General features: G+C 65.7%; 23 protein-coding genes. 14 read left to right on the top strand and 9 right to left on the bottom strand.

From position 1 onward, the window contains the following. The first annotated feature begins 17 nt into the window (after positions 1-17). Both HD883_RS07680 and HD883_RS07675 read left to right on the top strand, forming a co-directional pair. Positions 18-725, top strand: coding sequence for a putative quinol monooxygenase (locus tag HD883_RS07680; protein WP_179586753.1), 708 nt, complete (start codon positions 18-20; stop codon positions 723-725). Between the two features lie 23 nt (positions 726-748). Further along, positions 749-1,171 (top strand): DUF1330 domain-containing protein, encoded by a 423-nt coding sequence (locus HD883_RS07675; protein ID WP_257022042.1) that lies wholly within the window; start codon positions 749-751, stop codon positions 1,169-1,171. Between the two features lie 12 nt (positions 1,172-1,183). Here the strand turns inward: HD883_RS07675 and HD883_RS07670 are convergent, their stop codons facing one another. Next, positions 1,184-2,206, bottom strand: a complete 1,023-nt coding sequence (locus HD883_RS07670; protein ID WP_257022041.1) for an ABC transporter substrate-binding protein — start codon at positions 2,204-2,206, stop codon at positions 1,184-1,186. A 197-nt stretch (positions 2,207-2,403) separates the two neighbouring features. Here HD883_RS07670 and HD883_RS07665 point away from each other — a divergent pair, with 197 nt between their 5' ends. Together HD883_RS07665 and rrtA are read left to right on the top strand one after the other, a co-directional pair. Next, on the top strand, positions 2,404-2,958 hold the full coding sequence (locus HD883_RS07665) for a MarR family winged helix-turn-helix transcriptional regulator (RefSeq protein ID WP_179586755.1): 555 nt from the start codon (positions 2,404-2,406) through the stop codon (positions 2,956-2,958). Positions 2,959-3,051: 93 nt separating this feature from the next. Next, complete coding sequence (gene rrtA / locus HD883_RS07660) at positions 3,052-3,573, top strand: rhombosortase (protein WP_373563428.1); 522 nt, start codon at positions 3,052-3,054, stop codon at positions 3,571-3,573. Here the strand turns inward: rrtA and HD883_RS07655 are convergent. From HD883_RS07655 to HD883_RS07630, 6 genes are all read right to left on the bottom strand, one after another. Beyond that, complete coding sequence (locus tag HD883_RS07655; protein WP_179586759.1) at positions 3,542-4,528, bottom strand: Bug family tripartite tricarboxylate transporter substrate binding protein; 987 nt, start codon at positions 4,526-4,528, stop codon at positions 3,542-3,544. The two genes, rrtA and HD883_RS07655, sit on opposite strands and share 32 nt — an antisense overlap. 40 nt (positions 4,529-4,568) lie before the next feature. After that, entirely contained in the window at positions 4,569-5,222 is a 654-nt protein-coding gene (locus tag HD883_RS07650; protein ID WP_179586761.1) for an isochorismatase family protein, read from the bottom strand. A 118-nt stretch (positions 5,223-5,340) separates the two neighbouring features. After that, on the bottom strand, positions 5,341-6,264 hold the full coding sequence (locus tag HD883_RS07645) for a LysR family transcriptional regulator (RefSeq protein ID WP_179586763.1): 924 nt from the start codon (positions 6,262-6,264) through the stop codon (positions 5,341-5,343). A 68-nt stretch (positions 6,265-6,332) separates the two neighbouring features. Next, positions 6,333-6,638 carry an AtuA-related protein gene (locus tag HD883_RS07640; protein ID WP_179586764.1) on the bottom strand — a complete coding sequence of 102 codons (306 nt, stop codon included), beginning with the start codon at positions 6,636-6,638 and terminating at the stop codon, positions 6,333-6,335. Beyond that, positions 6,635-7,987, bottom strand: coding sequence for an acyclic terpene utilization AtuA family protein (locus HD883_RS07635; RefSeq protein WP_179586766.1), 1,353 nt, complete (start codon positions 7,985-7,987; stop codon positions 6,635-6,637). The genes HD883_RS07640 and HD883_RS07635 overlap by 4 nt, the downstream gene beginning before the upstream one ends. A 4-nt stretch (positions 7,988-7,991) precedes the next feature. Next, complete coding sequence (locus HD883_RS07630; RefSeq protein ID WP_179586768.1) at positions 7,992-8,999, bottom strand: Bug family tripartite tricarboxylate transporter substrate binding protein; 1,008 nt, start codon at positions 8,997-8,999, stop codon at positions 7,992-7,994. Between the two features lie 135 nt (positions 9,000-9,134). Here HD883_RS07630 and HD883_RS07625 point away from each other — a divergent pair, with 135 nt between their 5' ends. The 5 genes from HD883_RS07625 (at position 9,135) to HD883_RS07605 (ending at position 15,004) form a co-directional block, all read left to right on the top strand. Next, entirely contained in the window at positions 9,135-10,097 is a 963-nt protein-coding gene (locus HD883_RS07625) for a LysR family transcriptional regulator (protein ID WP_179586770.1), read from the top strand. 62 nt (positions 10,098-10,159) lie between these two features. Continuing rightward, complete coding sequence (locus tag HD883_RS07620) at positions 10,160-11,158, top strand: Bug family tripartite tricarboxylate transporter substrate binding protein (RefSeq protein WP_179586772.1); 999 nt, start codon at positions 10,160-10,162, stop codon at positions 11,156-11,158. Between the two features lie 133 nt (positions 11,159-11,291). Next, complete coding sequence (locus HD883_RS07615) at positions 11,292-12,404, top strand: hypothetical protein (RefSeq protein ID WP_179586774.1); 1,113 nt, start codon at positions 11,292-11,294, stop codon at positions 12,402-12,404. A gap of 7 nt (positions 12,405-12,411) precedes the next feature. Beyond that, entirely contained in the window at positions 12,412-13,134 is a 723-nt protein-coding gene (locus tag HD883_RS07610) for a response regulator (protein ID WP_218863206.1), read from the top strand. A gap of 196 nt (positions 13,135-13,330) precedes the next feature. Then, positions 13,331-15,004, top strand: coding sequence for a tannase/feruloyl esterase family alpha/beta hydrolase (locus tag HD883_RS07605; protein ID WP_218863208.1), 1,674 nt, complete (start codon positions 13,331-13,333; stop codon positions 15,002-15,004). Between the two features lie 15 nt (positions 15,005-15,019). Here HD883_RS07605 and HD883_RS07600 read toward each other — a convergent pair whose 3' ends face one another. After that, on the bottom strand, positions 15,020-15,394 hold the full coding sequence (locus HD883_RS07600; RefSeq protein WP_179586776.1) for a sensory rhodopsin transducer: 375 nt from the start codon (positions 15,392-15,394) through the stop codon (positions 15,020-15,022). 100 nt (positions 15,395-15,494) lie between these two features. Next, positions 15,495-16,880: an alkaline phosphatase PhoX gene (locus HD883_RS07595; protein WP_179586778.1), complete on the bottom strand. Its 1,386-nt coding sequence runs from the start codon at positions 16,878-16,880 to the stop codon at positions 15,495-15,497. A gap of 146 nt (positions 16,881-17,026) precedes the next feature. Between HD883_RS07595 and HD883_RS07590 the strand changes: the two genes are divergently transcribed. The 5 genes from HD883_RS07590 (at position 17,027) to HD883_RS07570 (ending at position 22,426) form a co-directional block, all read left to right on the top strand. Next, a complete protein-coding gene (locus HD883_RS07590) occupies positions 17,027-17,719 on the top strand; it encodes a chemotaxis protein CheB (RefSeq protein ID WP_179586780.1) in 693 nt (230 codons plus the stop codon). Positions 17,720-17,901: 182 nt separating this feature from the next. Further along, positions 17,902-18,216 (top strand): DUF1427 family protein, encoded by a 315-nt coding sequence (locus HD883_RS07585; protein WP_179586782.1) that lies wholly within the window; start codon positions 17,902-17,904, stop codon positions 18,214-18,216. A 25-nt stretch (positions 18,217-18,241) separates the two neighbouring features. Next, positions 18,242-20,092, top strand: a complete 1,851-nt coding sequence (locus HD883_RS07580; protein WP_179586784.1) for an amidohydrolase — start codon at positions 18,242-18,244, stop codon at positions 20,090-20,092. A gap of 1 nt (position 20,093) precedes the next feature. Next, positions 20,094-21,737: an MFS transporter gene (locus tag HD883_RS07575; protein WP_179586786.1), complete on the top strand. Its 1,644-nt coding sequence runs from the start codon at positions 20,094-20,096 to the stop codon at positions 21,735-21,737. Beyond that, entirely contained in the window at positions 21,734-22,426 is a 693-nt protein-coding gene (locus HD883_RS07570) for a hydrolase (RefSeq protein ID WP_179586788.1), read from the top strand. The genes HD883_RS07575 and HD883_RS07570 overlap by 4 nt, the downstream gene beginning before the upstream one ends. Positions 22,427-22,432: the final 6 nt, after the last annotated feature.

Here is a 22,432-nt window from a genome sequence, read left to right as displayed (position 1 = left end):
TGCAAGGAATCACCAAGATGAAACGTGTTGCGATAGGAAGCGCCATCGCCGTCGTACTGGCCCTGCTCATTGCCCGGCCCGCCGTGGCGCAGCACCCGGCTGCCGCCTACCTGCAACTGGCCGTCCTTGACGTGGACACGACTCGACTGGACGCCTTCAAGGCGGCTGCCGCCGAGCACATTGCGGCGGCGGGCCAGGCCGAACCGGATCTGCTCGCCATGTACGCCGTGTCGGAAAAAGACAGCCCGGGCCGCGTTCGTGTGCTCGAAATATACGCGAACGAAGCGGCTTACCGCGCGCACCTTGCCTCGTCGCATTATCAGACATTCGCGTCCAAGGTTCGCCCGATGCTGACCGACCGGCGGCTGCTCGCCTTGCAGCCGGTTTTCATTAGCACGAAATCCGCATTGCCGCCGTCGCCCCAGGTACGCGTCGCGGAACTGGAGATCGCACCGGAACATCTGGCGGCCTATACCGCAGCCGTCAGCGAAGAGATCGCCGATTCGGTCCGCCTGGAACCTGGCGTGATTGCGATCCATGCGGCCGCATTGGCGAACCAGCCCGGCACCCTGATCTTTCTCGAGATCTACGCCGACGAAACGGCCTACCAGAGCCACATCGCGTCGCCGCACTTCAAGAAGTACGTGGCCACGACCGCCCCGTTCATTACCGGCCGCCGGCTGATGGTGACCGAGCCCCTGCTTCTCTACAAAAAACCCCATTGAAATCAATGTCGCTGGAGTCGCTCATGCATCGCTTTATGCGTTTTTCATACAAAGTCAGCCCGGCCATGTTGTGGTGCGCCATGTTGTCCGGCGCGCCCGGGCCGTCAATGGCGCAAGCCGGCACGCCAGGTGCGGCCCCAGCTGCGGCGTCCGTTCCCGCGATCTACGTGTCCGAGTTCGAAGTGACGGACCCCGAGGGCATCAAGCCTTACAGCGCCGGTGTGGATGCCACGTTCGCCCCGTTCGGCGGCCGCTACATCGTCCGTGGCGGCACCGTGGCATCGCTGGAAGGCGGCGCCACCAAACGTGTCGTCATGATCCAGTTTCCGAGCATGGAACAGGCACGCGCCTGGTACGACTCGCCCGCCTATCGGGTGCTCCGACCTATCCGTCATCAGTCCGCGACGTCGAAAGTGTTCATCGTCAACGGTGTGGCGCAGCCCTGAGCCAGCCGCTGCCTACTTCACCGCGGCGTTATAGAACTGCGGATCGTAGTAGGCCCCGGGCCCCTGAAGCGTCTTCCTGGGCACGCCCCATTTGCTGCGCAGCGCAAGCACCTGGGCCAGTCCTTCGGCATCCAGGGCCGCGCGCTTCTGGAAGCCTGTGGCCGGGTCGACCAGCACGTCGTAGATCTTTTGCGCATCGGCGTCGCTCGTGTTCGGCACGTTCTTCTGCAGGATAGCGATCACGTCCTTGCCGTTGCCCGGCTCCAGCAGCCAGTCGACGCCCTGCACGTAGGACCGGATATAGGCCGTCAACGCCGGACCGTTGGCCTGCGCCCAACTCTGCCTGACGCCGGCCACATAGCCCTGGTATGCCCCCAGTTCGGTCGATGCGGTCGCGAGCACCTTGTAGCCTTGCGGTATGGCACGCAGTTCGAAGGGGGACACCAGCATCGTCGCGGCGTGCTTCTTTTCCATCAATGCGTTGAAGCGTTGCACGACGCCGCCCGCGCGTTCGATGCTGAAATCGGGTTCGCGCAGGCCGGCGCGGTCCAGCAGTTCGAACAGCACCAGGGCATAGCCGGTGTTGCGTGCATCGACCGACAGCGTCTTGCCACGCAGCGCGGCGATCGTCGGGATGTCGGGTTGCGCGACAAGTTTGAGAAATCCCCGGTCGCCGCCCATGACCGCCATCACGTCGCCCTGGACGCCAGCCTCTTCCCCTTGCCCTTCGCGATAGGCCACCAGGTTGTCCATGGCCGTCATGGCAATGTCGAAGGTGCCGTCCAGCAGTCCTTTCATCTGAAAGACGGACGTGGGCGTGGGGGTGACTTTGATCGAGATGCCGTTCGCCTGGAAAAAGCCGCGGTCCTGAGCCACCCAGATCGGCAGGTTGAAGCCGCCCGGAAAGACGATGACTTCAAGCGGTTTGTTGGCAGTGGCCGTGGTGGGCTGGGCGTGTACGAAAGCAGGGAAGAAGGCGGTGAGCAAGGGAAGGGCGATGCCCAGCCGGGCAAGGCGGTGGCGCATGGAATGCATGGAAGTCTCCTGCGATCCTGGGGACCGCTTGTTGTCGTTATGGCTTGTGTCCAGCATCAAAGAGTGTGGAACGCGTGAGCGGCCGCCGTCCAGACGCGCCCGTTAATTCTTTGCTATTGCTGCCGTTTATAGTTATTGCCTTGCAGCAGACCGGCTATGCTGTGCCCGGTCCCCTCAACCCGAACGCATCGCCCGGCATGAATTCAAACGAAGAAACGCGAAAAGTCCTCGACCACTGGCGCGAGGCCGTCCCCGATGATCGTCTGGCTCACCTTGTGAAAGACGCGACGCGCGCGTTGGTGCGCGGGTTGCAGATGCGGCTGACGGAGCACGATGTGTCGTTCGGCCATTGGGCCTTCCTGCGGATCCTGTGGGAGTCCGATGGGTTGACGCAGCGGGAATTGAGCGAGCAGGCTGGCGTGCAGGAACCGACCACGTATTCGGCAATGAAGGCGATGGAAGCGCTGGGCTATGTCGAACGCAAACATCTGCCGGGCAACAAGAAGAACGTGCACGTCTTCCTGACACGCAAGGGCAAGGCGTTGAAGAAGAAGCTGGTGCCGTTGGCCGAAGAGATCAACGACATTGGCACGCGGGGCTTGAAGCCCGCCGAGATCACCACGGCGCGCAAGGTGCTGCTGACCATCATCGCCAATCTGGCTGAAGACGAAGCGCACGTGAACAATGCCGAGCGGCGCATGCCGTCGACGCGGGAGCTGTCCCGCCGCATCGCCGAAAGCGGCGAGCTCTGACCTGGTGCCACGCCGACCATGTCACCGGCTCGGCATGCATCCGGATCAGCCGTTCCGCCAAGGCGCGTAGTCAGTACGCTGATCATCTTGATCGTGGTGCTGCTGGGTCTTCAGGTGCTTGCGCCGGAATCGACATTGGCCTTGCGTTATGACCGTGCCGCGATTCTGGATGGCGCGCTGTGGCGCTTGCTGACCGGCCAGCTGGTTCACCTGAACTGGGCACATTGCCTGCTGAACGCAGCCGGGTGGCTGGTGTGCGCGGCCTTGTTGCCCGATCTGTTCGCCCGTCGGTGGTTCTGGCTGGAAGTCATGATCATTGCCGCAGGCGTCGGCCTGGGCCTGCTCTGGCTGGACCCCCAACTGGCGTACTACGCCGGACTGTCGGGCGTGATCTACGGCGTGCTGATCCGCGGCGCCTTGCCGTCCGCCGGACGCGACTGGCGCATGGCGGTCCTTCTGCTGCTGGTGGTCGGACGCCTGGCGTGGCAGCTGTGGGTTGGAACCGATGCGGCGCAAGCAACGATGATCGGCGGGGCGATCATCGTTCATGCGCATGTGTATGGTGCGGTGATGGGCGCGTTGCTCAGTTGCTGCCGGCCAGCCCTGCGGCAGTGACCGACTTGGCGAAGCGCTGCATTTCCTTGCGGATGTGCGCGGCATAGGCTTCTGCCGGCATGTCGGCGGCCAGGATGCCGAGTTCGTTAAAGCGGGCCAGGGTGTCCGGTTGCTTCAACGCATCGGCCAGGGCATTCGACAGTGTGCTGATGACTTCGGGCGGTGTGCCTTTCGGCGCGATGACGCCGATGTCCGCCGACACGTCGTAACCGGGCAAGCCGCTTTCGGCGATGGTCGGCAACGCCGGGGTCTGCGGCGCGCGCTTTGATGTGCTGACCGCGATCATGTTGAGGCGGTTGCCTTTCACAAACCCTTCGATCGATGGGAGGCCAGCCAGGATCATGTCGACCTGGCCTGCCACGACGGGCCCGGAAGGTTGCTCCCTGAAGGGGACGTGCAACATGTCCATGCCGGTTGCTGCCTTCATTTCTTCGAACGCAATGTGGTGCAGGGATCCGACGCCGATGGTGCCATAGGTGTGCTTGCCGGGCGCGGCTTTCACCATTGCCACCAGTTCCTGGAAGGTCTTGGCGGGCACATTCGGATTGGTCACCAGAAACAGCGGCGCAATACCGAGCAGCCGGACGGGCGCAAAGCCGTTCACTGCGTCGTACGGCAGCTTCTTGTACAGGGTGGGGTTGATCGTCAGGGGACTGAGGTCCAGCAGCAGCACCGTGTAGCCGTCGGGCGCCGCTTTGGCGACCGATTCGGTGGCGATGATGCCGCCGGCGCTGGGCTTGTTTTCAACGACGACGGCCTGGCCCAAGGACGTGGTCATGTGCTGCGCAACAATGCGCGCGATGACGTCGGGCAGGCCGCCGGTGGGCGCGGCCACGACCATCTTGATCGGCCGCGTCGGGTAGGCCGCACCGGACGACGCCGCGAAGGAAGGCGCAAGCGCCAGTGTCAGCAGGGATGCGCCAAGGGCGCGGATCCAGGGCAGGGCAGACGGCATGGTGAACCTCCAGCAAGAAAGGTCGAGCGCTAAGGAAACGTCAGGCGGGCTGCTGGACGCGAAGGTGCGCGAGCACGTCCGCCAGCGCCATCACGTCGGCGTATTTGGCCTGGAGGTCGAACAGGCTTTGTTCGTGCGAGGCACGGGAACGGTCACCCACGCCTTCACGGACAACGATGGGACGCAGTCCGTTCTGCACGGCATCGACAACGGTGGCGCGTACGCAGCCACTGGTCGTGCAGCCCGTCACGATGACGGTGTCCACGCCTTGCGAGACCAACCGCGACAGCAGGTCGGTGCCAAAAAAGCAGGACGCATATTTCTTGATCAGGATCGGTTCGCCGGCCCGGTAATCCAGTCGCGCGTCGAGCGCCACGTCGTGGCTGCCGGCACGCAGGGTGGCCGAGCCCTTCATCTTCAGGCCCCAGACGCCGGCATCGGCCAGCCCGGCGTCGTCGTAGGCGGTGGTGGTGAAAATGATCGGCAGGCCGGCTGCGCGCATCAGCGGAATGAGCTGGTTCGATGCGTCCACCTGCGCATCCAGGTTGGCGCCCAGGGGCCGGCTGGCATCAGTAAACCCGTTGATGAGGTCAACGACAATGAGCGCGGCCCGCCGCCCGAACCCCAGCGTCTGCCCAAAGCCGCGTTGCTCGAAAAATGCCTGGTCGCTGCCGGCCGCGGTGGTTGTTGTCATGGCTGTTCCCGTTGAAAGGCCGCACCGTGCGGCGTCAGCAACGATTACAGGCTTGGCGACGGCGCCCGTCCAATACGCTTTTGCGCTGGCAGCCATACGGGAAAGCTTGGGACGGGGATCACGGGGACAGCACGAACGGGCCGAGCCTTTCCCGGATCATGGCCAGACAGCGCGCGACTAGCGCATCGCGGAATCCGTTCGCGCCTTCCAGGCTGCCGTCCACACGCCGCTGCACCCGGCAAAGCGTCATCGACAGGGTCGGCACCAGTCGACGTGCAACGAGTTCGCCCGTGTCCAGTTCCTGCGCGACGGACCCGTACGGGATGACGCTGGCCGCCAGGCCGCGACGCAACAGGTCCCGTATCCCCGCGATCGATTGCGTTTCGAAAGCCACCGTGCAGTCGAGCCGATGCGATTCCGCCGCCTCGGCCAGCAGGCGTCGTCCCACGTCCCGCTCGCCACCCATGGCGAGGTCGAACGTCAGGGCCTGGGGCAGCGACACGGTGTCGCCCGTTGGCGCGCGGTCGGCACGCATGACCAGCGGGATTTCTTCGACCAATAAGGATTCGACGATCAGACCAGGCCGAAGCGGCGCGCAGTAGGCCAGGGCCAGGTCGATCTCCTGGCGCTCCAGCGCGTCGATCAGCAGAAAGCTGGGCTCTTCGCGCAACTTCAAGGCCTGGCCAGGAAAAGCCGTTGCCGCCCAGACCATCAGGTCCGCGCCGATCAGGTGGACCAGGCTTGCGGTGAGGCCCAGCGTAAGCGGACGCCCGTGCGTGCCGTGCAACTGCCTGACTTCGGATTCGGTCCGTTCCAGCAGGGCAAGCATGTCCTGGGTGCGCTGATAAAGCAATTGCCCTGCGGGCGTGGCGTCAACGCCGCGCGAATGGCGATGCAGCAGGGGCACGCCCAGATGCGCTTCGAGCTGCCGCAGCTGGGTGCCCAATGCCGGCTGCGCCACATGCAGCTGCTCGGCGGCCCGCGTGATGTTGCGTGTCTCAACTACTTTGGCAAAGTAGGTCAGCTGGCGAAGGGTAAGCATCGTGGAGTCGTGAGTGCCCGAAGAACGCATGGTAGTGCACCGGCACCGGCACCGCACGACGCGTGGCGCTAAGGCAGGTCGATATCCTGCATCAGGTACGACAGCGTCTTGCCATGCGCGTCCAGCGCGAGCGAAATCGTGACGCCGCCGCCCAAGGCGTTCTGGATGACAAAATTGAGCGCCCTCAATTTTGGCAACGCGTAGCGGGTGACCGGTCCGGCCGCCACGTGGGCATAGGCGGCGGCGACGCGTTCGACGGTCAGGTCGCGCTCCAGCCGCAGCCACGCGGCATCGTCGTAGGCAATGACGGACACATTCGATGTGTTGCCTTTGTCTCCGGCGCGCGAGTGGCCAAGCTCCAGCACCTTGGTCATGATGACGCTCCTTCCATGACGATCTCGGGCCGCACATGCTCGCGCGGCAGCAACAGCGATTTGACGCCGATCACCTGGCGCACGGCGTTGGTGCCGCCGCCTCCGCCAGCGGGCCCGTTGACGTTCAGCGTGCGCACCTCGAAGCCGACGGCTTCGGCCGCTTTGCGGTCGGGGCTGCGAGCGGCCACGCGCAGCCTGACTTCGTAGGGTTCCGGGCGGCCGGGTGCGTCGCCGTGCAGGCTCGACACGCCAATGTAGTCAACCCGGATTTCGGGATAGCTGAAGCCGCGCAGCGCCAGCCGTTCGCGCACGATCTGCTCCGACAGCCTGGCCCGCGCCAGTGCATGCGGACCCGCATAGCCGACTTCGCCTTCACCGATCCAGCCATCGTGGTAACCGACAACCACTTTGTAGGTGTCCGTGCGGGCCCGGGCGCGCGCGCCTGCCATGCGGACGCGGTCCGGCCCAAGCTGCTCGAAGCTCGCGTCAGTAATGTCCAGGACGCAGTCGGGCGTGATGTAGCGGGCAGGGTCGTGCAATTCGTATAGCGCCTGTTCCGTGCAGGTGGCGACGTCGATCCGGCCCCCCGATCCGTCGACCTTGCCAAAGGTGACCTGGCCGTCCCGGGTCACGTCGGCATAGGGGAAGCCCAGGCGCGCCAGGCCTTCCACCCGCTTGCGGGGAAAGTCGGCAAAGCATCCGCCGGTCAATTGGGCGGCGCATTCCAGCAGGTGTCCGGTGAAGGTGCCGGCGGCCAGGCGGGGCAGGTCGTCATACGACCATCCCAGCCCGTGCAGCATGCAGGCCAGGAACAATGAGGGGTCGGCGACGCGGCCCGTCACCACCACCTGCGCATCGGTGTCCAGCGCAGCCCGGACAATGTCTGCGCCCAGGTAGGCATTGGCGGCGGCCAGCCGCGGCAGCAGCGATTCAACGGGCTCGCCGCTTTCCAGCAGGGGCAGTTGCGGATTGGCGCGGATGATCTCGGTGACGTCATCGCCCACGACGGCGGCGACGCGGGGTGGCGTCAGGCCCATGGCCTGCGCTTCATCCCGGATCGCGCGGGCCGCCGCGATCGGATTGGCCGCCCCCATGTTGGTCACGATGCGAATCCCCCGGCGCAGGCACTCGGGCAGCACCAGACGCATGCGTTCCGCCAGGAAAGGGGTGTAGCCCGCGGCAGGATTTTTCAGCCGCGCGAGGGTTTCGCGCGCAATGGTCCGCTCGGCCAGACATTCGAACACCAGATAATCGATGTCACCTTTTTCCGCCAGTTCGAGCGCGGGTTCGAACCGGTCATCGGAAAAGCCCGAGCCCGCGCCGATGCGGATGCGTGGTTTGCCTGTCATGCGCTTACTCCGGTTGAATGCCAGCGGCTTTGATGATCCGCGCCCACTTGTCGGTTTCGGATGCCTGGAAACGGCGCAGCATGTCGGCATCGCCGTACGAGACTTCGGTGCCGGTCTTTTCCATCAACTGCTTGAGCTCGGTCGAGCCCATGGCCTGCTTGAGCATGTCCGCCAGCTTCGCCGCGATCTCGGGACGCGTATTACGGGGCAGGTAGGCTGCGGTCCAGTACGACATCTCATATCCCTTGATGCCAGCCTCATCCAGCGTGGGCAGGTCGGGAAGAATGTCCAGCCGCTTGCTGCTGGTGACCGCCAGTCCCCGCAGCTTGCCGCTCTTGACCAGGCTGAGGGCCGACGACGTATCCACGAACATGACCTGGATCTGGCCGCCCACCAGATCGGTCAACGCGTTGGGATTGCTCTTGTAGGGCACGTGGGTGATGTCCACGCCGGCCACCTGCCGATAGAGTTCGGCAGACACACGTGACGATGAACTGCCGCTGCCGAAGTTCAGCTTGCCCGGCTCGCGGCGGGCCTGCGCCGTGAACTCGGCCACGCTGGCGGCCGGAAAGTCCGGGCGCGTGACCATGACCAGGTAGCCCTTGCGCAGCAAGGCCACTGGCGTGAAGTCCTTGACGGGATCGTAGGGCACGTTCTTGAACAGGTGTTCGGCCGCGGCGTGCGTGCTGTTGGTCGTCAGCAGCATCGTGTAGCCGTCGGGCGGCGCATTGGCCACCGCCTGGGCGCCGATGAAGCTGTTGCCGCCCGGCCGGTTGTCGACCACCACCGTGACCTGATTGGCCTCGCCCATGGCCTGCGCCAGGGCGCGAGCAACCTGGTCGGTGCCGCTGCCCGCCGCGAAGGGCACGACCATCTTGATCGGCTGGCCGGTGGCGGGGTAGGCCTGCGCGACGGCAGCAGGGGCAAGGACAGTGGTGGCCGCCGCGGTGATCAGCGTCGCGACAAGAGTGTGCGCGATGCGGTGGGGGCGGGCAAACGTGGGCCAGGTCATGCGGCAGTCTCCTTGAGCGTGCCGGTAGCCAGCCGGGAAAGGCCAGGTCCGCACGGATTGTGCACGCAGTGTAGGAAGCGCAGACTGATAGGTGAAATGAATTTATCGCATCGATTTGATGCGTTATGGACATCTATGCCCGTGACCCGCACCGCGCTGACCGTCAATGAACTCGAAGCCTTCCTGCTTCTGGCCGACACCTGCAATTTCCGCCAGGCGGCCGATCGCTTCCATATCTCGCAACCCGCGCTGAGCCGCATCATCCAGTCGGCCGAACGCAAGCTGGGTGCGCGCCTGTTCGACCGGAGCACCCGGCATGTTGCGCTGACGCCGTCGGGCGAAGAGTTGCTGCCGATTGCCCGCCGGATCGTTGCGGAATTCCACGACTCGCTCAGCGACCTGTCGGAATTCGTGGCGGGCCGCAAAGGGCGCATCACCATCGCCTGCCTGCCGTCGGCCGCGGCGGCCTTGCTGCCGCGCGCCATGCTGGCCTTCGAGCGGACGCATCCCCGCGTGACCTTGGCCCTGGTGCCCATGTCGGACGAATACGTGCAGGAACGCGTGGCCGATGGGCGTGCCGACTTTGGCATGTCGGTTGCGCCGGCCACGCCCGGCCGGGTGGCGTTCGAGCCGGTCGCACAGGATGATTTCGTGCTGATCTGCAGCGCGAATGATCCGCTGGCCTCGCGCGTCCGGGTCGACTGGCGTGTGCTGGCGAGCCGCCCGCTGGTGGCCAGCGGGTCGTCGAGCAGCATCCGGCCCCTGGTCGATCGGGTGCTGGCCGAGACGGGGCTGGCCATTGCGCCCAAGTATGAAGCGACCAACATTTCGGTAGTGGGCGCCATGGTGGCGGCGGGACTGGGCGTTGCGCCGGTGCCGCGGCTGGCGTTGTGCCTCATGGACGTCAGGGGACTGGCCGTGCTCAAGCTCGGCCGGCCTGCGGTGCATCGGGAGCTGGGCATCCTGACCCGCAGCGGACGGTCGCCCTCGGCCGCGGCATCAGCATTTCTGGCCACCTTGCGGGCGGAACTGGGCGACCGCGTCGCAGCACCCGGTGCCAATATTTCGCTGCGCGGAACGCGTCCGGTCGCGGATTGACGCGGGGGTGGCTGCCTTCCTAGCATGGCGTCATCCCACAATAATGAAAGACGGAGACGACCGTGCCCTACCTTTTTGCCCACCGCCACGTTGCAGGGGCTGCGATGGCGCTTGCCGCCACAGCCCTTCCATTTTCCTTCACGACGGCTGCGGTCGCGGCCGATTTTCCGGGGCGCGCCGTCACGCTGGTGGTGGGCTACACGCCCGGCGGTGCGATCGACCAGTCGGCCCGGCTGGTCGGCAGCGAGCTGGCCAAGCGGTGGGGCCAACCGGTTGTCGTCGACAACAAGCCGGGCGCCAACGGCACGATTGCCGCGGGCAACGTGGCATCAGCCAAACCGGACGGCTACACGCTGCTGGTGACCGCAACGAGCCATAACCTCAACAAGTTCGTGAACAAGAATCTGCGTTACGACGTGACCACGTCGTTCACGCCCGTGGCCTTGACGGTCGAGGTGCCCAACATCCTGGTCGTCAGCGCGGCGTCGCCGTACCGCACGGTCGGCCAGTTGCTGACCGACGTTCGCGCAGGCAAGAAGCCATTCAGCTATGCGTCGCAGGGTATCGGCGGCGTGCCGCATCTGGCGGGAGAACTCTTCAAGCTGCGCACCAACACCGACATCCTTCACGTACCGTACAAGGGCGCGGCGCAGGGCATGACCGATCTGGTGGGCGGTGTCGTGGACATGTCGTTCCCGTCGCCGGCGTCAGCCACGGCGTTCATCGCGCAGGGCAAGCTGCGGGCGTTGGCGGTCGCGTCGAACCAGCGCATTGCGCAATTGCCCGACGTACCGACCTTTGCGGAAGCGGGCGTGTCCGATTATGTGATCAGCACCTGGCACGGCATCCTTGCGCCCGCCGGCACGCCGCCCGAGATCGTTGCGAAAATCAACAAGGATGTGATCGAGATCGTGCAGTCGCCGGAGTTCGCCAGCGCGCTGCAGGCACAGGGCAGCATTCCCGCGCCACCGCTGAGTCCGCCGGCGTTTGGCGCCAAGCTGGCCAAGGAATTGAGCGCGTTCGAAACGATCTCCAGAAAGGTCGATCTGAGCGGCAACTGACGCACTACCGACTGGGGTCGGTGAATACCCCTAGCACGACGATGTGACGTTTGAAAGGAATCCGAAAGGCGCGCATCCCTACAGTCATCCCCACTCACACAACGATAACGAGGGGACGATGATGAAACGACGCATGGCAATACTTTCGGGGGCCGCAATGCTCGCCACCGCAGCCGGGCTGGCCGCGTGTGGCGGGGATGGCGATGACACGCCGAGCACGCCGGATCCATTGGCCAACGCGCCGACGCAAGTCCGGACGACCTGGTTCGGCATCAGCAACTGGCACTACCAGATCGGCGACAAGGGCTTCATCCTGGATGGGGAAGTCGTCAACTCCGGCCGCACGCCCACGCCGGCAGCCGTCACCAAGGCGTTGACCGCGCTCAAGAAAAAAGGCTCGGTGGACTTCTTCCTGGTCGGGCATGAGCACGGCGATCACGCGCTGCAGATTCCCGAGTACGCCAAGCAGACTGGCAAGATGATCTATGCCCCGGCAGCGGTGTGCGCGGCCGTGGTGGCGTACGGCAATCCGGCGTCGCAGTGCATGACGCTCAAGGGCGGCGAGACCATCAAGGTCGATGACTTCGTGACCATCCGCAGCGTGCGCTGGCTGCACAGCCTGGACTGCGGCGAAGTCGGCAATGGCGTGGCGGGGGTCGAAACCTTTGGCTTCCTGATCTCGACCAAGACGCGCGACAAGACAATGAACGTGTATGTGTCGGATAGCGGCGCAGGCGGCGTGGACTTGTTCGTTCCCCGCGTGACGGGCAAGGGGACGGCTGCCGAAGTGGTCTACGGTTCGCCCTTCTCAAACCTTGCGGACGCCGTGCGGCAGTCCGGTTCGCCAACCATCGACCTGTGGCAGGGCGGCCCGGAATCGCGCGTCGTGAACCAGGCGCGCGTGCTGATGCCCGCCTTCAGCATCAAGTACTTCCAGCCGCATCACCTTGGCACCCGGGCCACGCTGGTGGACGGCGTGAGCGTGGGCTACAAGCTGGAATACGGCCTGCACTTCCCGTACAACACGTCGGAAGTGCCCAAGCTGACGGACTATCTGAAGAGCGTCAACACGCTGGCCTTGAATCCGCTCAACTACTTCGACGCCTGGACACTGACCAAGGACGGGTTCACCACCAGCGACAACGCGGTCGTCAAGGCTGACTATGGTTTGCCTGCCACCGGCCCCGGCCCTGGCAAGCAAGGCCCGAACCCGCGCTCCGGACAGCTGGAGTGCACGGGCGACTGAGCCTGCGATGTCTCCGATCCCGTCGCAGTCCGGACCGGATTCGCCCGCGCCGCCCGATGGCGCGGGCATTCGTGTCCTGATCGCCGAAGACGAAGCAGCACTTGCCGAGGGGCTTGCCAAAGCCCTCTCGGCTTTTGGCTTTGTCGTGGGCGTGGTGGGCGACGGCGGTGCGGTGCGCCCGGCGCTTGCAGCAGGCGGCGTCGACGTGCTGGTGCTGGACCTTGGCTTGCCTGTGATGGACGGGCGCGCCGTGCTGCACGCCTTGCGCGCAGCCGATGTGCGCATTCCTGTCCTGGTGCTGACGGCGCGCGACGCCTTGGCCGAATGTGTCGACGTGCTCAATGCCGGCGCCGATGATTTTCTGTCGAAACCGGTCGCCGTGCTGGAACTGGCGGCGCGCCTGGTGGCGCTGGTGCGTCGTGCGCGGGGCGTGGAGCGGGTCGCGCTGGCGTGCGGACCGCTCGTGCTGGATACGTTGCGGCGGCAGTTCACGCTGGATGGCCAGCCGCTGGAATTGCCACGCCGCGAATACGCCTTGCTGGCCATGCTGCTTGCAAGGCAGGGCGAGCCGATCGCCAAGCATGAGATCCATCGGGATGTATTTGGCGAAGAGCCGGCTCACGCCGAGGTGGTGGAACTGATGGTGCACCGCTTGCGCCGCCGCCTGGGCGCCAGCGCCGTGCGCATCGTGACCGTGCGCGGCATGGGGTACCTGATCGAAGCCACCTAGTTGACGCGGTCAACCACATCATTGATGAGCACAACAATTCTTGATCCATGCATTCGGCGCATTAATGCATGTCAAAGATGCAATGGATGAAATGCCAAACGCAGGCCTATGATCGGTCTCGCTGCGCGCCGGCCTGATGGCGCGCAGTCATGACAACGACGGCGCCGCCGCTTGCGAGCGCCGCTTGGAGACCGATATGACTGCAAGACATCCTTCCCGCGTCCTGCTTGCGCTGGGCGCCCTGACCACGGCCCTGGCGGCCTGTGGCGGCGATGGCGACGACGCCCCCGCCATACCCGCACCCACCCCCACGCCGCTGGCGGCGTGCATGGCCCTGAACGGCACGACAGTGGCTGCGGCTGACCTGTCCTTGCCGACCCGCGGCGCATGGATCACGTCGGCCGCGCTGGTGCTGCCGGGCGACGCAGGGAACACCAATGGCGAATATTGCAAGGTGCTCGGCGCGATCAAGCCGACGGACGCCACGGCGCCCGATATCCGTTTTCAGGTGAACCTGCCCAGCACGTGGAACGGCAAGGCCCTGCAGTTCGGCGGGGGCGGCTACAACGGCAGCATTCCCAACACGGTCACCAAGGCGCCGCTGGGCTCGGACACGGCGCCGGTGCCTCTGGCCCAGGGCTACATGACGCTGGCCAGCGATTCGGGGCACCAGGCCGCCGATGCCGACGACGCGTCGTTCGCGCTGAATGACGAGGCCTTGCTGAACTTCGGCTACATGCACATCAAGAAAACGCGCGATGTGGCGGTGGCGCTGGCCAAAAGCCGTTACGGCAGTGCGCCCAAACGCATGTATTACGCGGGCGGATCAACTGGCGGGCGCGAGGCGCTGACGGCCGCGCTGCGGTTTCCTGAAGCTTACGACGGGGTCATCAGCAACTACCCGACGGCGAATTTCCTGGGCTTGCGGCTGTGGGGCGCGGCGCTTGCCCGAGCGGTCTACGACAACAGCTCCGCCGGGTGGATACCGCCTGCCATGGTGTCGGAGATCGCCAACCGCGCGCTGCAACGGTGCGATGCGCTGGACGGCGTGGCCGATGGCCTGGTCAGCAACATGCCCGGATGCCGGGCGATCTCGGCGCAGCTGGTCAGCGACCTGAGCTGCAAGGCGGGCGAAACCGGCAACCCCACAACGTGCCTGACGCCGGTACAGATCTCGAAGACGCTGTCGGTCTATCACGACGGCTACACGCTGCCGTACGCGTTCGCCAACAACATCACGCGCTACCTGGGCTACAACAGCCTGGAAGGCATCACCATGCAACTGGGCTCGCAGGCGGCGTATATCGAGCCGCCGGTCAGCGGGCCCAACGCCCACCATGTGAGCCGAGCCGACCAGTTCGTGAAGTATTTCGTGGCCCGCAATCCGGCGTTCAATCTGCTGACGCTCGATATCCAGAATCCGGGGATCTACCAGAACCGCATTGTCGAGCTGTCGGACACCATCGGCGCCACCAGTTCCGACTACACGAAGTTCAAGGATCGTGGCGGCAAGGTGTTGTGGGTGCAGGGCCAGGACGATCCCAGCGTGAGCCCGTATGCAAATGCGGAGCTGTATGGCGCGGTGGTCACGCGGTATGGCCAGGCCGCGGCTGACACGTTCATGCGCTTCTACCTGATCCCGGGCCTGGCGCACGGCAATGGCAAGTTCCTGCTGGCATGGGACAACCTGGCGATCCTGGACGACTGGGTCGAGGGCAAACAGTCGCCGCCGGCCACGCCAGTGGGCTTTGACAGCAACACCGCGACCAAGGGACGGTCACGTCCGGTGTGCGTGTATCCGACCTGGCCGAAGTACAACGGCACGGGCGACATCAATGCCGCCGCGAGCTATACCTGCGCGCGGTCCTGATCGACGCGGGGACAATCACCCCGCGGGCCAGGCCATCGTGGTCATGATGGCCAGCTCGGCCTGCCGCGAATCCAGGCGGGTGTGCTGCACGACAATGGGCACGTCCGACTGGATCACGCTGGCGTAATCAGTCCCCAGCGGCACGGCTTCGGGTGTGGTCAGGTCATTGAAGCGCATGTGCAGGGTGCGCCGCGGCGCAATGGTCATGCGGTAGGGTCCGGCCGGGTCGCGATCCGAAAAGAACAGGGTGACCTCGACCTGCGCCGGCGTATCGCCCGTGTTGAGCATGCACGCCGTTTCGTGGCTGATGAAGGCCTTGTCGTCGCCGGTACTGCCGGGCGGGATATAGCCTTCGGCAATGACCCAGGTGGTCTTTCCAAGATGTTCCATGTGCGCTCCTTGATCTGACGATGCGATTCACGTCGTGAACGATCAAGGATAGGGGCGTGTCCGCGCGCAACCCGCAACAAGGCGCAAGCCGCGGTAACCGTCAGGCGCTGGGCGAGTCGGGCAACAGCAATTCGAACGTCATGCCGTCCTGGGCGGCGCCTGTCGTGCCGCGCTGCGAACTGAAATACAGGCGCCTGCCGTCGGGTGAGAATGCCGGCCCGGTCAGTTCGCTGCGCTCGTGACCCATCAGTCGCAGCAACGGCTGTGTGCTGCCATCCCGGCGCAGGACCGCCAGCTGCATGCTGCCGCCATCTTCGGCGATCACCATGTCGCCAAACGGGGTGGCGGTAATGTTGTCGGGTTCACTGAAGGCAGGCAGGAACGACCCGTCCGGTTTGCCATGGTGGCGCACTGACAATGCCTGCCGGTCGATGTCGAACGCCCATATGCGGCTGTCGTATGACGTCACGAAATACACCGTGTGCCCGTCGATCCACATGCCTTCGGCCTTCACGAACGCCGTGCCCGGTACGGGTTCGCCGGCTGCGCGCAGTTGCGCGCGCACGTGCTGCTGGCCCTGCGCGGGCTGGCGAACGGTCTCCCACGTGACAGCCATGGGCAGGGCGCCGACGCGCAGGCGATGGGTCATGCCGGTCGCATTGGTATCGCGATGCAGGCCGGCAATCCGCATGACCTGCAGGCGGCCGTGCTGGTAGCCGACCGGCGCCGATGCGCCCGCGGGCCAGTCCGCGTTGCCGCACACGTAGCGGTAGATGCGGCCATCGGGCGCATCTTCGGTCAGGTACAGGACGCGGTGAACGGCGTCGACGCAGACGGCTTCGTGGGCGAAGCGGCCCAGCCCCGCGTGGGCTTTCGCGGCGGAAGCGCCTGCGACTGCGGCCCGGTGCGGATCGCACTCCCACACCCGTCCGGAAGATTCCAACGAGGTTTCGAATTCTTCGCACGACAGCCAGGTCTGCCAGGGGGTGGGCCCGCCCGCGCAATTCATGCTGGTGCCGCGCAGGATGGGATAGGCGTCGATCACCTGGCCCGACGCATCGAAGGCCAGTGCGCTGGCGCCGCCTTGTCCGTCAGGCAGTTCGGCATTGCTGGCGTAGACCCATCCGCCCTTGTCGTTGGCAAAGCAGGCCCCGCCGTCCGGCGCGCCGTGCCATAGGAAGTTGCGGTTCGCAACGGGTGCGGCCCCGCTGCGCGCCACCAGCCGCAGCTGGAAGCCGTCGGGCAGCATGGCGCCGTTGCGGTCGGCCGCGCGCAGGTCCGACAGTCGCGCCAGCGGATTGAAGGCCGCGCCGCGCCGGTGCGCCAGTGGCAGCCCGACACCGTCCGCCACGGCGCCAGCTGCTGCGGCCCAGGCCGTCGACGCACCCCACGGGGACAGCGATGCTGTCAGGGATGCGGCGCTGGCAGTGAGCAGGGCGCGGCGCGGAAGGGACGGGGACGGGGTCGGGTGCGGGGGCTTGGGCATGGACGCACGGTAGCACTCCCTTACCTGCTCGACCATAGACCAAGCGGCGTTCCGGCGTAAACCCTGTGACGCGCGTGGTCTCATCCCTGAAGGTGTGTGAAGTAGACTGAACTCATCCGCGGGCGCGGGAAATTACTGAGGTCTCTATGTTTTCGAATCGCGTGGTGCTGTCGGGTGCGCTCGATGATGGCACGTCGGGCCTCTGGAGCATCAAGCGCCTGGGCGGCGTGACTATGGTCCAGGATCCGGCCGATGCGCAATTCGACTCCATGCCGGTCAGTGCCCTCGAACAGGTCGAGATCGACCATATCGTGCCGGCGGGCGAGATGGGCCGGCTGATCTCGACACTGCTGGCCGGGCCGACCGCCGCCACGTCGCGGCAGGGTGACGAACAGGTCCGCGAACGGCTTGCGCTGGAAACGTCGATTTCGGCAGACGGCGATGCGTTTGCCAAAGGCGTCACCGACCTGGGCGACTACACGCCGTTCACGTGCCCGGAATGTGAAGGGGTGCTCATCCGCGTCAAGGAAGGAAAGAACGTGCGCTTTCGCTGCCATACGGGCCATGGCCTGTCGCGCGAAGCGCTGCTCTATGGCGTGGTCGAAAAGGTCGAGATGCGCTACTGGGATGTGATGCGCAGCCTGGAAGAGGCCGCCATGCTGCTCGAAGAGATGGGCCACACCCTTGACGACAATGGTCAGAGCCGCGCGGCGGCGCGCTTTCGTGACAACGCCAGCCAGGCCGCCCGGCAGAGCCGTCAGGTGCGCGACCTGGTGCTGGGCGACGATGCCCTGGGCAGCGACACGCTGATGGAAGAAGCGGCCCTGCGCCGTTCCTGAGGCGCCCCAGGGCGGCGTCACCCGCGAAGCCGCGCCAGGTGCGGCGTCACCCGCGCGACGCGTTCTGCGTCGCCGCAGCACATCCGTACCAAAGCCGGTGTTTCGTTCTATCGGCCTTGCATCGATGCGTCCATAGTTCGCACCTGCCGCGCCGGTAGTCGGCGCGCCCACGGAGCGCATCCATGTATCTCGTCTCGATTGCGGTCGGCGTGCTCGTCGGCATCCTGTATGCCCTGTTGCACGTGCGTTCGCCTGCTCCCCCTGCCGTGGCCCTGTTGGGCCTGCTCGGCATGCTGGTCGGCGAGCAGATCGTTCCCATCGCCAAACGCCTGATCGACGGACAGCCCTTGTCGCAGGCGTGGTTCGTGTCGGAATGCGCGCCTCACATTACCGGTGTGCAGCCCAAACCGCCCGTCGCCGCCGCCACGCCTGCCGACGCCATCGCGTCCACGACATCCGGCGCCCCCGTCGACCGCGACCCGACCCATCGCGGTTGAACCCCCATCTTCCCTGGAGCCCGTCATGAGCGCTTCCCTGATCCTGATCAACGGCCGTTTCCATACGGTCGACCGTGCCCAGCCGCGAGCGGATGCCGTCGCCATTGCCGATGGCAAGTTCCTTGAAGTCGGTGACGCGCAGGCCGTCATGCGCCATCGCGGCGACGACACCCAGGTCGTCGACCTGGGCGGCCGGACCGTCATTCCGGGCCTGAACGACTCGCACCTGCACCTGATACGCGGCGGCCTGAACTACAACCTGGAACTGCGGTGGGAAGGCGTGCCGTCGCTGGCCGATGCCCTCCGTATGCTGAAGGATCAGGCGCAGCGCACGCCGCATCCCCAGTGGGTGCGCGTCGTGGGCGGATGGACCGAATTCCAGTTTGCCGAACGCCGCCTGCCGACGCTTGACGAACTGAATGCCGCCGCGCCGGAAACCCCGGTGTTCGTGCTGCATCTGTATGACCGCGCGCTGCTGAATCGTGCGGCGCTGCAGGCCGTCGGCTACACCCGGGACACGCCCAATCCGCCGGGCGGCGAGATCCAGCGGGACGCGTCGGGCAATCCGACCGGCATGCTGATCGCGCGGCCCAACGCCATGATCCTGTACGCCACCCTGGCCAAAGGCCCGAGCCTGCCGCGCGAGCATCAGGTGAACTCGACCCGCCAGTTCATGCGCGAGTTGAACCGGCTTGGCGTGACCAGCGTGATCGACGCGGGGGGCGGCTTCCAGAACTTTCCGGAAGACTATGCGATCGTTGATGAACTGGCCCGCGAGGAGCAGTTGACGGTACGGATCGCCTACAACCTGTTCACCCAGAACAAGGGCGCCGAACTGGAAGACTTCCAGTCCTGGACCGAGCAGATCACGCCGGGCGATGGCAATGACTTCTACCGCCATAACGGGGCCGGAGAGATGCTGGTCTTTTCGGCCGCGGACTTCGAGGACTTCCTTGAACCGCGGCCCGAGCTGGCAGCGGGCATGGAAGACGAGCTGGAAAAAGTGGTGCGGCATCTGGTCAGCCAGCGGTGGCCGTTCCGCCTGCACGCCACCTACGACGAATCCATCAGCCGCATGCTCGACGTGTTCGAGAAGGTCAATCGCGAGATCCCGTTCGACGGCCTGCACTGGATGTTCGATCATGCCGAGACCATCACGCCGCGCAACATCGAGCGCGTCAAGGCACTGGGCGGCGGCATAGCGATCCAGCACCGCATGGCCTTCCAGGGCGAGTATTTCGTGGACCGCTATGGCGCGGATGCAGCGCGGCAGACGCCGCCCGTGGCCCGCATGCTCGAGATGGGCGTGCCGGTGGGGGCGGGCACCGATGCGACACGCGTGGCCAGCTACAACCCGTGGACAGCGCTGTATTGGCTGGTGTCCGGTTGCACGGTGGGCGGCCTTCGGCTGGCGGGTCCCGAAGGCCAGCTGTCGCGCGATGTCGCGCTGGAATTGTGGACGGCGGGCAGTGCGTGGTTCTCCAATGAACAGGCCAGGAAGGGGCGCATCCAGGCCGGGCAACTGGCCGATCTGGCGGTGCTGTCGGGCGATTATTTTTCGGTCAGCGAAGACGAGATCAAGTCGCTGGAGTCGGTGCTGACGGTAGTCGGTGGCAAGGTGGTGTACGGCGCCGATGGCTTCGCGCCACTGGCGCCACCGGCCTTGCCCGTGCTGCCGGACTGGTCGCCGGTCAAGACCGTGCCAGGCCACCATCGCGCGCTGGCCATCTCGCGGATGCGCGCCTTGCCGCACCTGTGCGCCGGTGCCTGCGGCGTGCACGGACACGGTCACGAAGCGGCGCGGGCATCGGATGTGCCCGTGGCCGACGTGACGGGTTTCTGGGGCGCCCTCGGGTGCAGCTGCTTTGCCTTCTGACATGCAAGCTGCTCCCGCCACCACCCCCTGGTCGCCGCTGCGCGTCGGGGTCTTTCGCGCGCTGTGGATCGCCACCGTGGCGTCCAACGTCGGGTCATGGATGCACGACGTCGGCGCAAGCTGGATGATGACGTCGCTCAGCCCCGATCCCCTGATGGTCGCCCTGGTGCAGGCCGCGGGCAGCCTGCCCATGTTCCTGTTCGCGCTGCCGTCGGGCGTCATGGCCGATATCGTTGATCGCCGCAAGTATCTGCTGTTTGCGCAGCTCTGGATGCTGGTGGCGGCCGCGACCCTGGGCGTGCTGGCGATGGCCGGACTGGTCACGCCGGTCGTGCTGCTGGCGGCGACCTTCGCGCTCAGCATCGGCGCGGCCATGAGTGCGCCGCCATTCCAGGCCATCGTTCCGGATCTGGTGCCCAAGGCGGAATTGCCCGGCGCCATTGCGCTGAACTCGCTTGGCATCAACATCAGCCGGGCGATCGGTCCGGCCCTGGGTGGCGTGATCCTGAGCCTGGCCGGGCCGCCCGCGGTGTTCCTGCTCAACGCGGTCTCGGTGCTCGGTATCCTGGCCGTGCTGTGGCGCTGGAAGTCGGAACCGGTGGTCAAGCGCCTGCCGCCCGAACACTTCCTGCCAGCCGTGCGCGCAGGCATGCGTTACGTGCATGCCGCGCCGCTGCTGCGCGCCGTCATGGCGCGGGCCATTGCCTTCTTTTTGTTCGGCAGCGCGGCGTGGGCGCTGCTGCCCATCATTGCGCGGCGCGAACTGGGGCTGGGGCCGGGCGGCTACGGGGGCCTGCTTGCGGCCATCGGCCTGGGCGCCATCGCCGGCGCGCTGCTCTTGCCAAGGCTGCGCAAGAAACTGTCGGCCGATGCGCTGACGGTAGCGGCCAGCATGGTGTTCGCGGCGTCGACCCTGGCGCTCGGCCTGGTGCGCAGCCCGCTCGTGATCGCCGGGGTGCTGCTGTTCTCGGGGTTCGCGTGGATCGCGGTGCTGTCGACCCTGAACGTCGGGGCGCAGCGCAGTTCGGCAGGCTGGGTCAAGGCACGCGCTTTGGCCACCTACCTGACGGTGTTCTACGGCGCGATGACCGCAGGCAGCGCCCTGTGGGGCAAGCTGGCCGCCATGCTGGGCACGCCCACCTCGTTGATCATTGCAAGCATCGGCATGGCGCTCGCGTCCGCTACCGCGTTGCGGTGGCGGCTCGACATGACGCCGGACCTGGACCTGAGTCCATCCGCGCATCTGGGCGAACCGCTGCTGGCGGCCGAACCGGCTGACGATGCCGGGCCCGTACTGATCACGGTGGAATACCAGGTGCGCCCCGACGATGTGCCTGCCTTCGTCCGCGAGGTGCATGGCCTGCGCAAGGTCCGCCGCCGCGGCGGCGCGCTGAGCTGGGGCATCTATGAAGACAGCGCGTCGCAAGGCCGCTTCATCGAGACCTTCGTGGTCGAGTCGTGGCTGGAGCATCGCCGCCAGCACGACCGGTTCACCCGCAATGACCAACGCATCAAACAACAGGTCGATGCCTTCCATATCGGCCCCGACCGGCCGCGCGTGGCGCACTACGTTGCGCCATCCGGCACCTTTTCCGATCGGCCGCCACTCGCGCGCGGCCGGCATTCCCCCCTGGAGCCATCATGAGCAATCCCAAACTCGACGTCCTGACCCCGCACAACTCGCAGATGATCTTCATTGACCATCAGCCGCAAATGGCCTTTGGCGTACAGTCGATCGACCGCCAGGTCCTGAAGAACAATACCGTTGCGCTGGCCAAGGCCGCCAAGGTGTTCCAGATCCCGACCATCATCACGACGGTGGAAACGGAAAGCTTTTCGGGCCACACCTATCCGGAACTGCTGGACGTCTTCCCGACCCAGGACATCCTGGAACGCTCGTCGATGAATTCGTGGGACGACCAGAAAGTGCGTGACGCGCTGGCCAAGAACGGCCGCAAGAAAGTCGTCGTGGCCGGCCTGTGGACGGAAGTCTGCAACAACAGCTTTGCGCTGTGCGCCATGCTCGAAGGCGACTATGAAATCTACATGGTGGCCGATGCATCGGGCGGCACGAGCAAGGAAGCCCACGACTACGCCATGCAGCGCATGATCCAGGCGGGCGTGGTGCCCGTTACGTGGCAGCAGGTCATGCTGGAATGGCAGCGCGACTGGGCCAACCGCGACACCTATGACGCCGTGATGAACATCGTCCGGGAACATTCCGGCGCCTACGGCATGGGTGTCGACTACGCCTACACGATGGTGCACAAGGCCGCTGCGCGGTCGGTCGGTTCGCACACCACGCTGGCTCCGGTCCACGCGCCCGTTCGTTAAGCCGCA

It is taken from the genome of Pigmentiphaga litoralis (assembly GCF_013408655.1).
GTDB classification, from domain to species: domain Bacteria; phylum Pseudomonadota; class Gammaproteobacteria; order Burkholderiales; family Burkholderiaceae_B; genus Pigmentiphaga; species Pigmentiphaga litoralis_A.
This window is presented reverse-complemented; position numbering and strand designations above follow the sequence as displayed.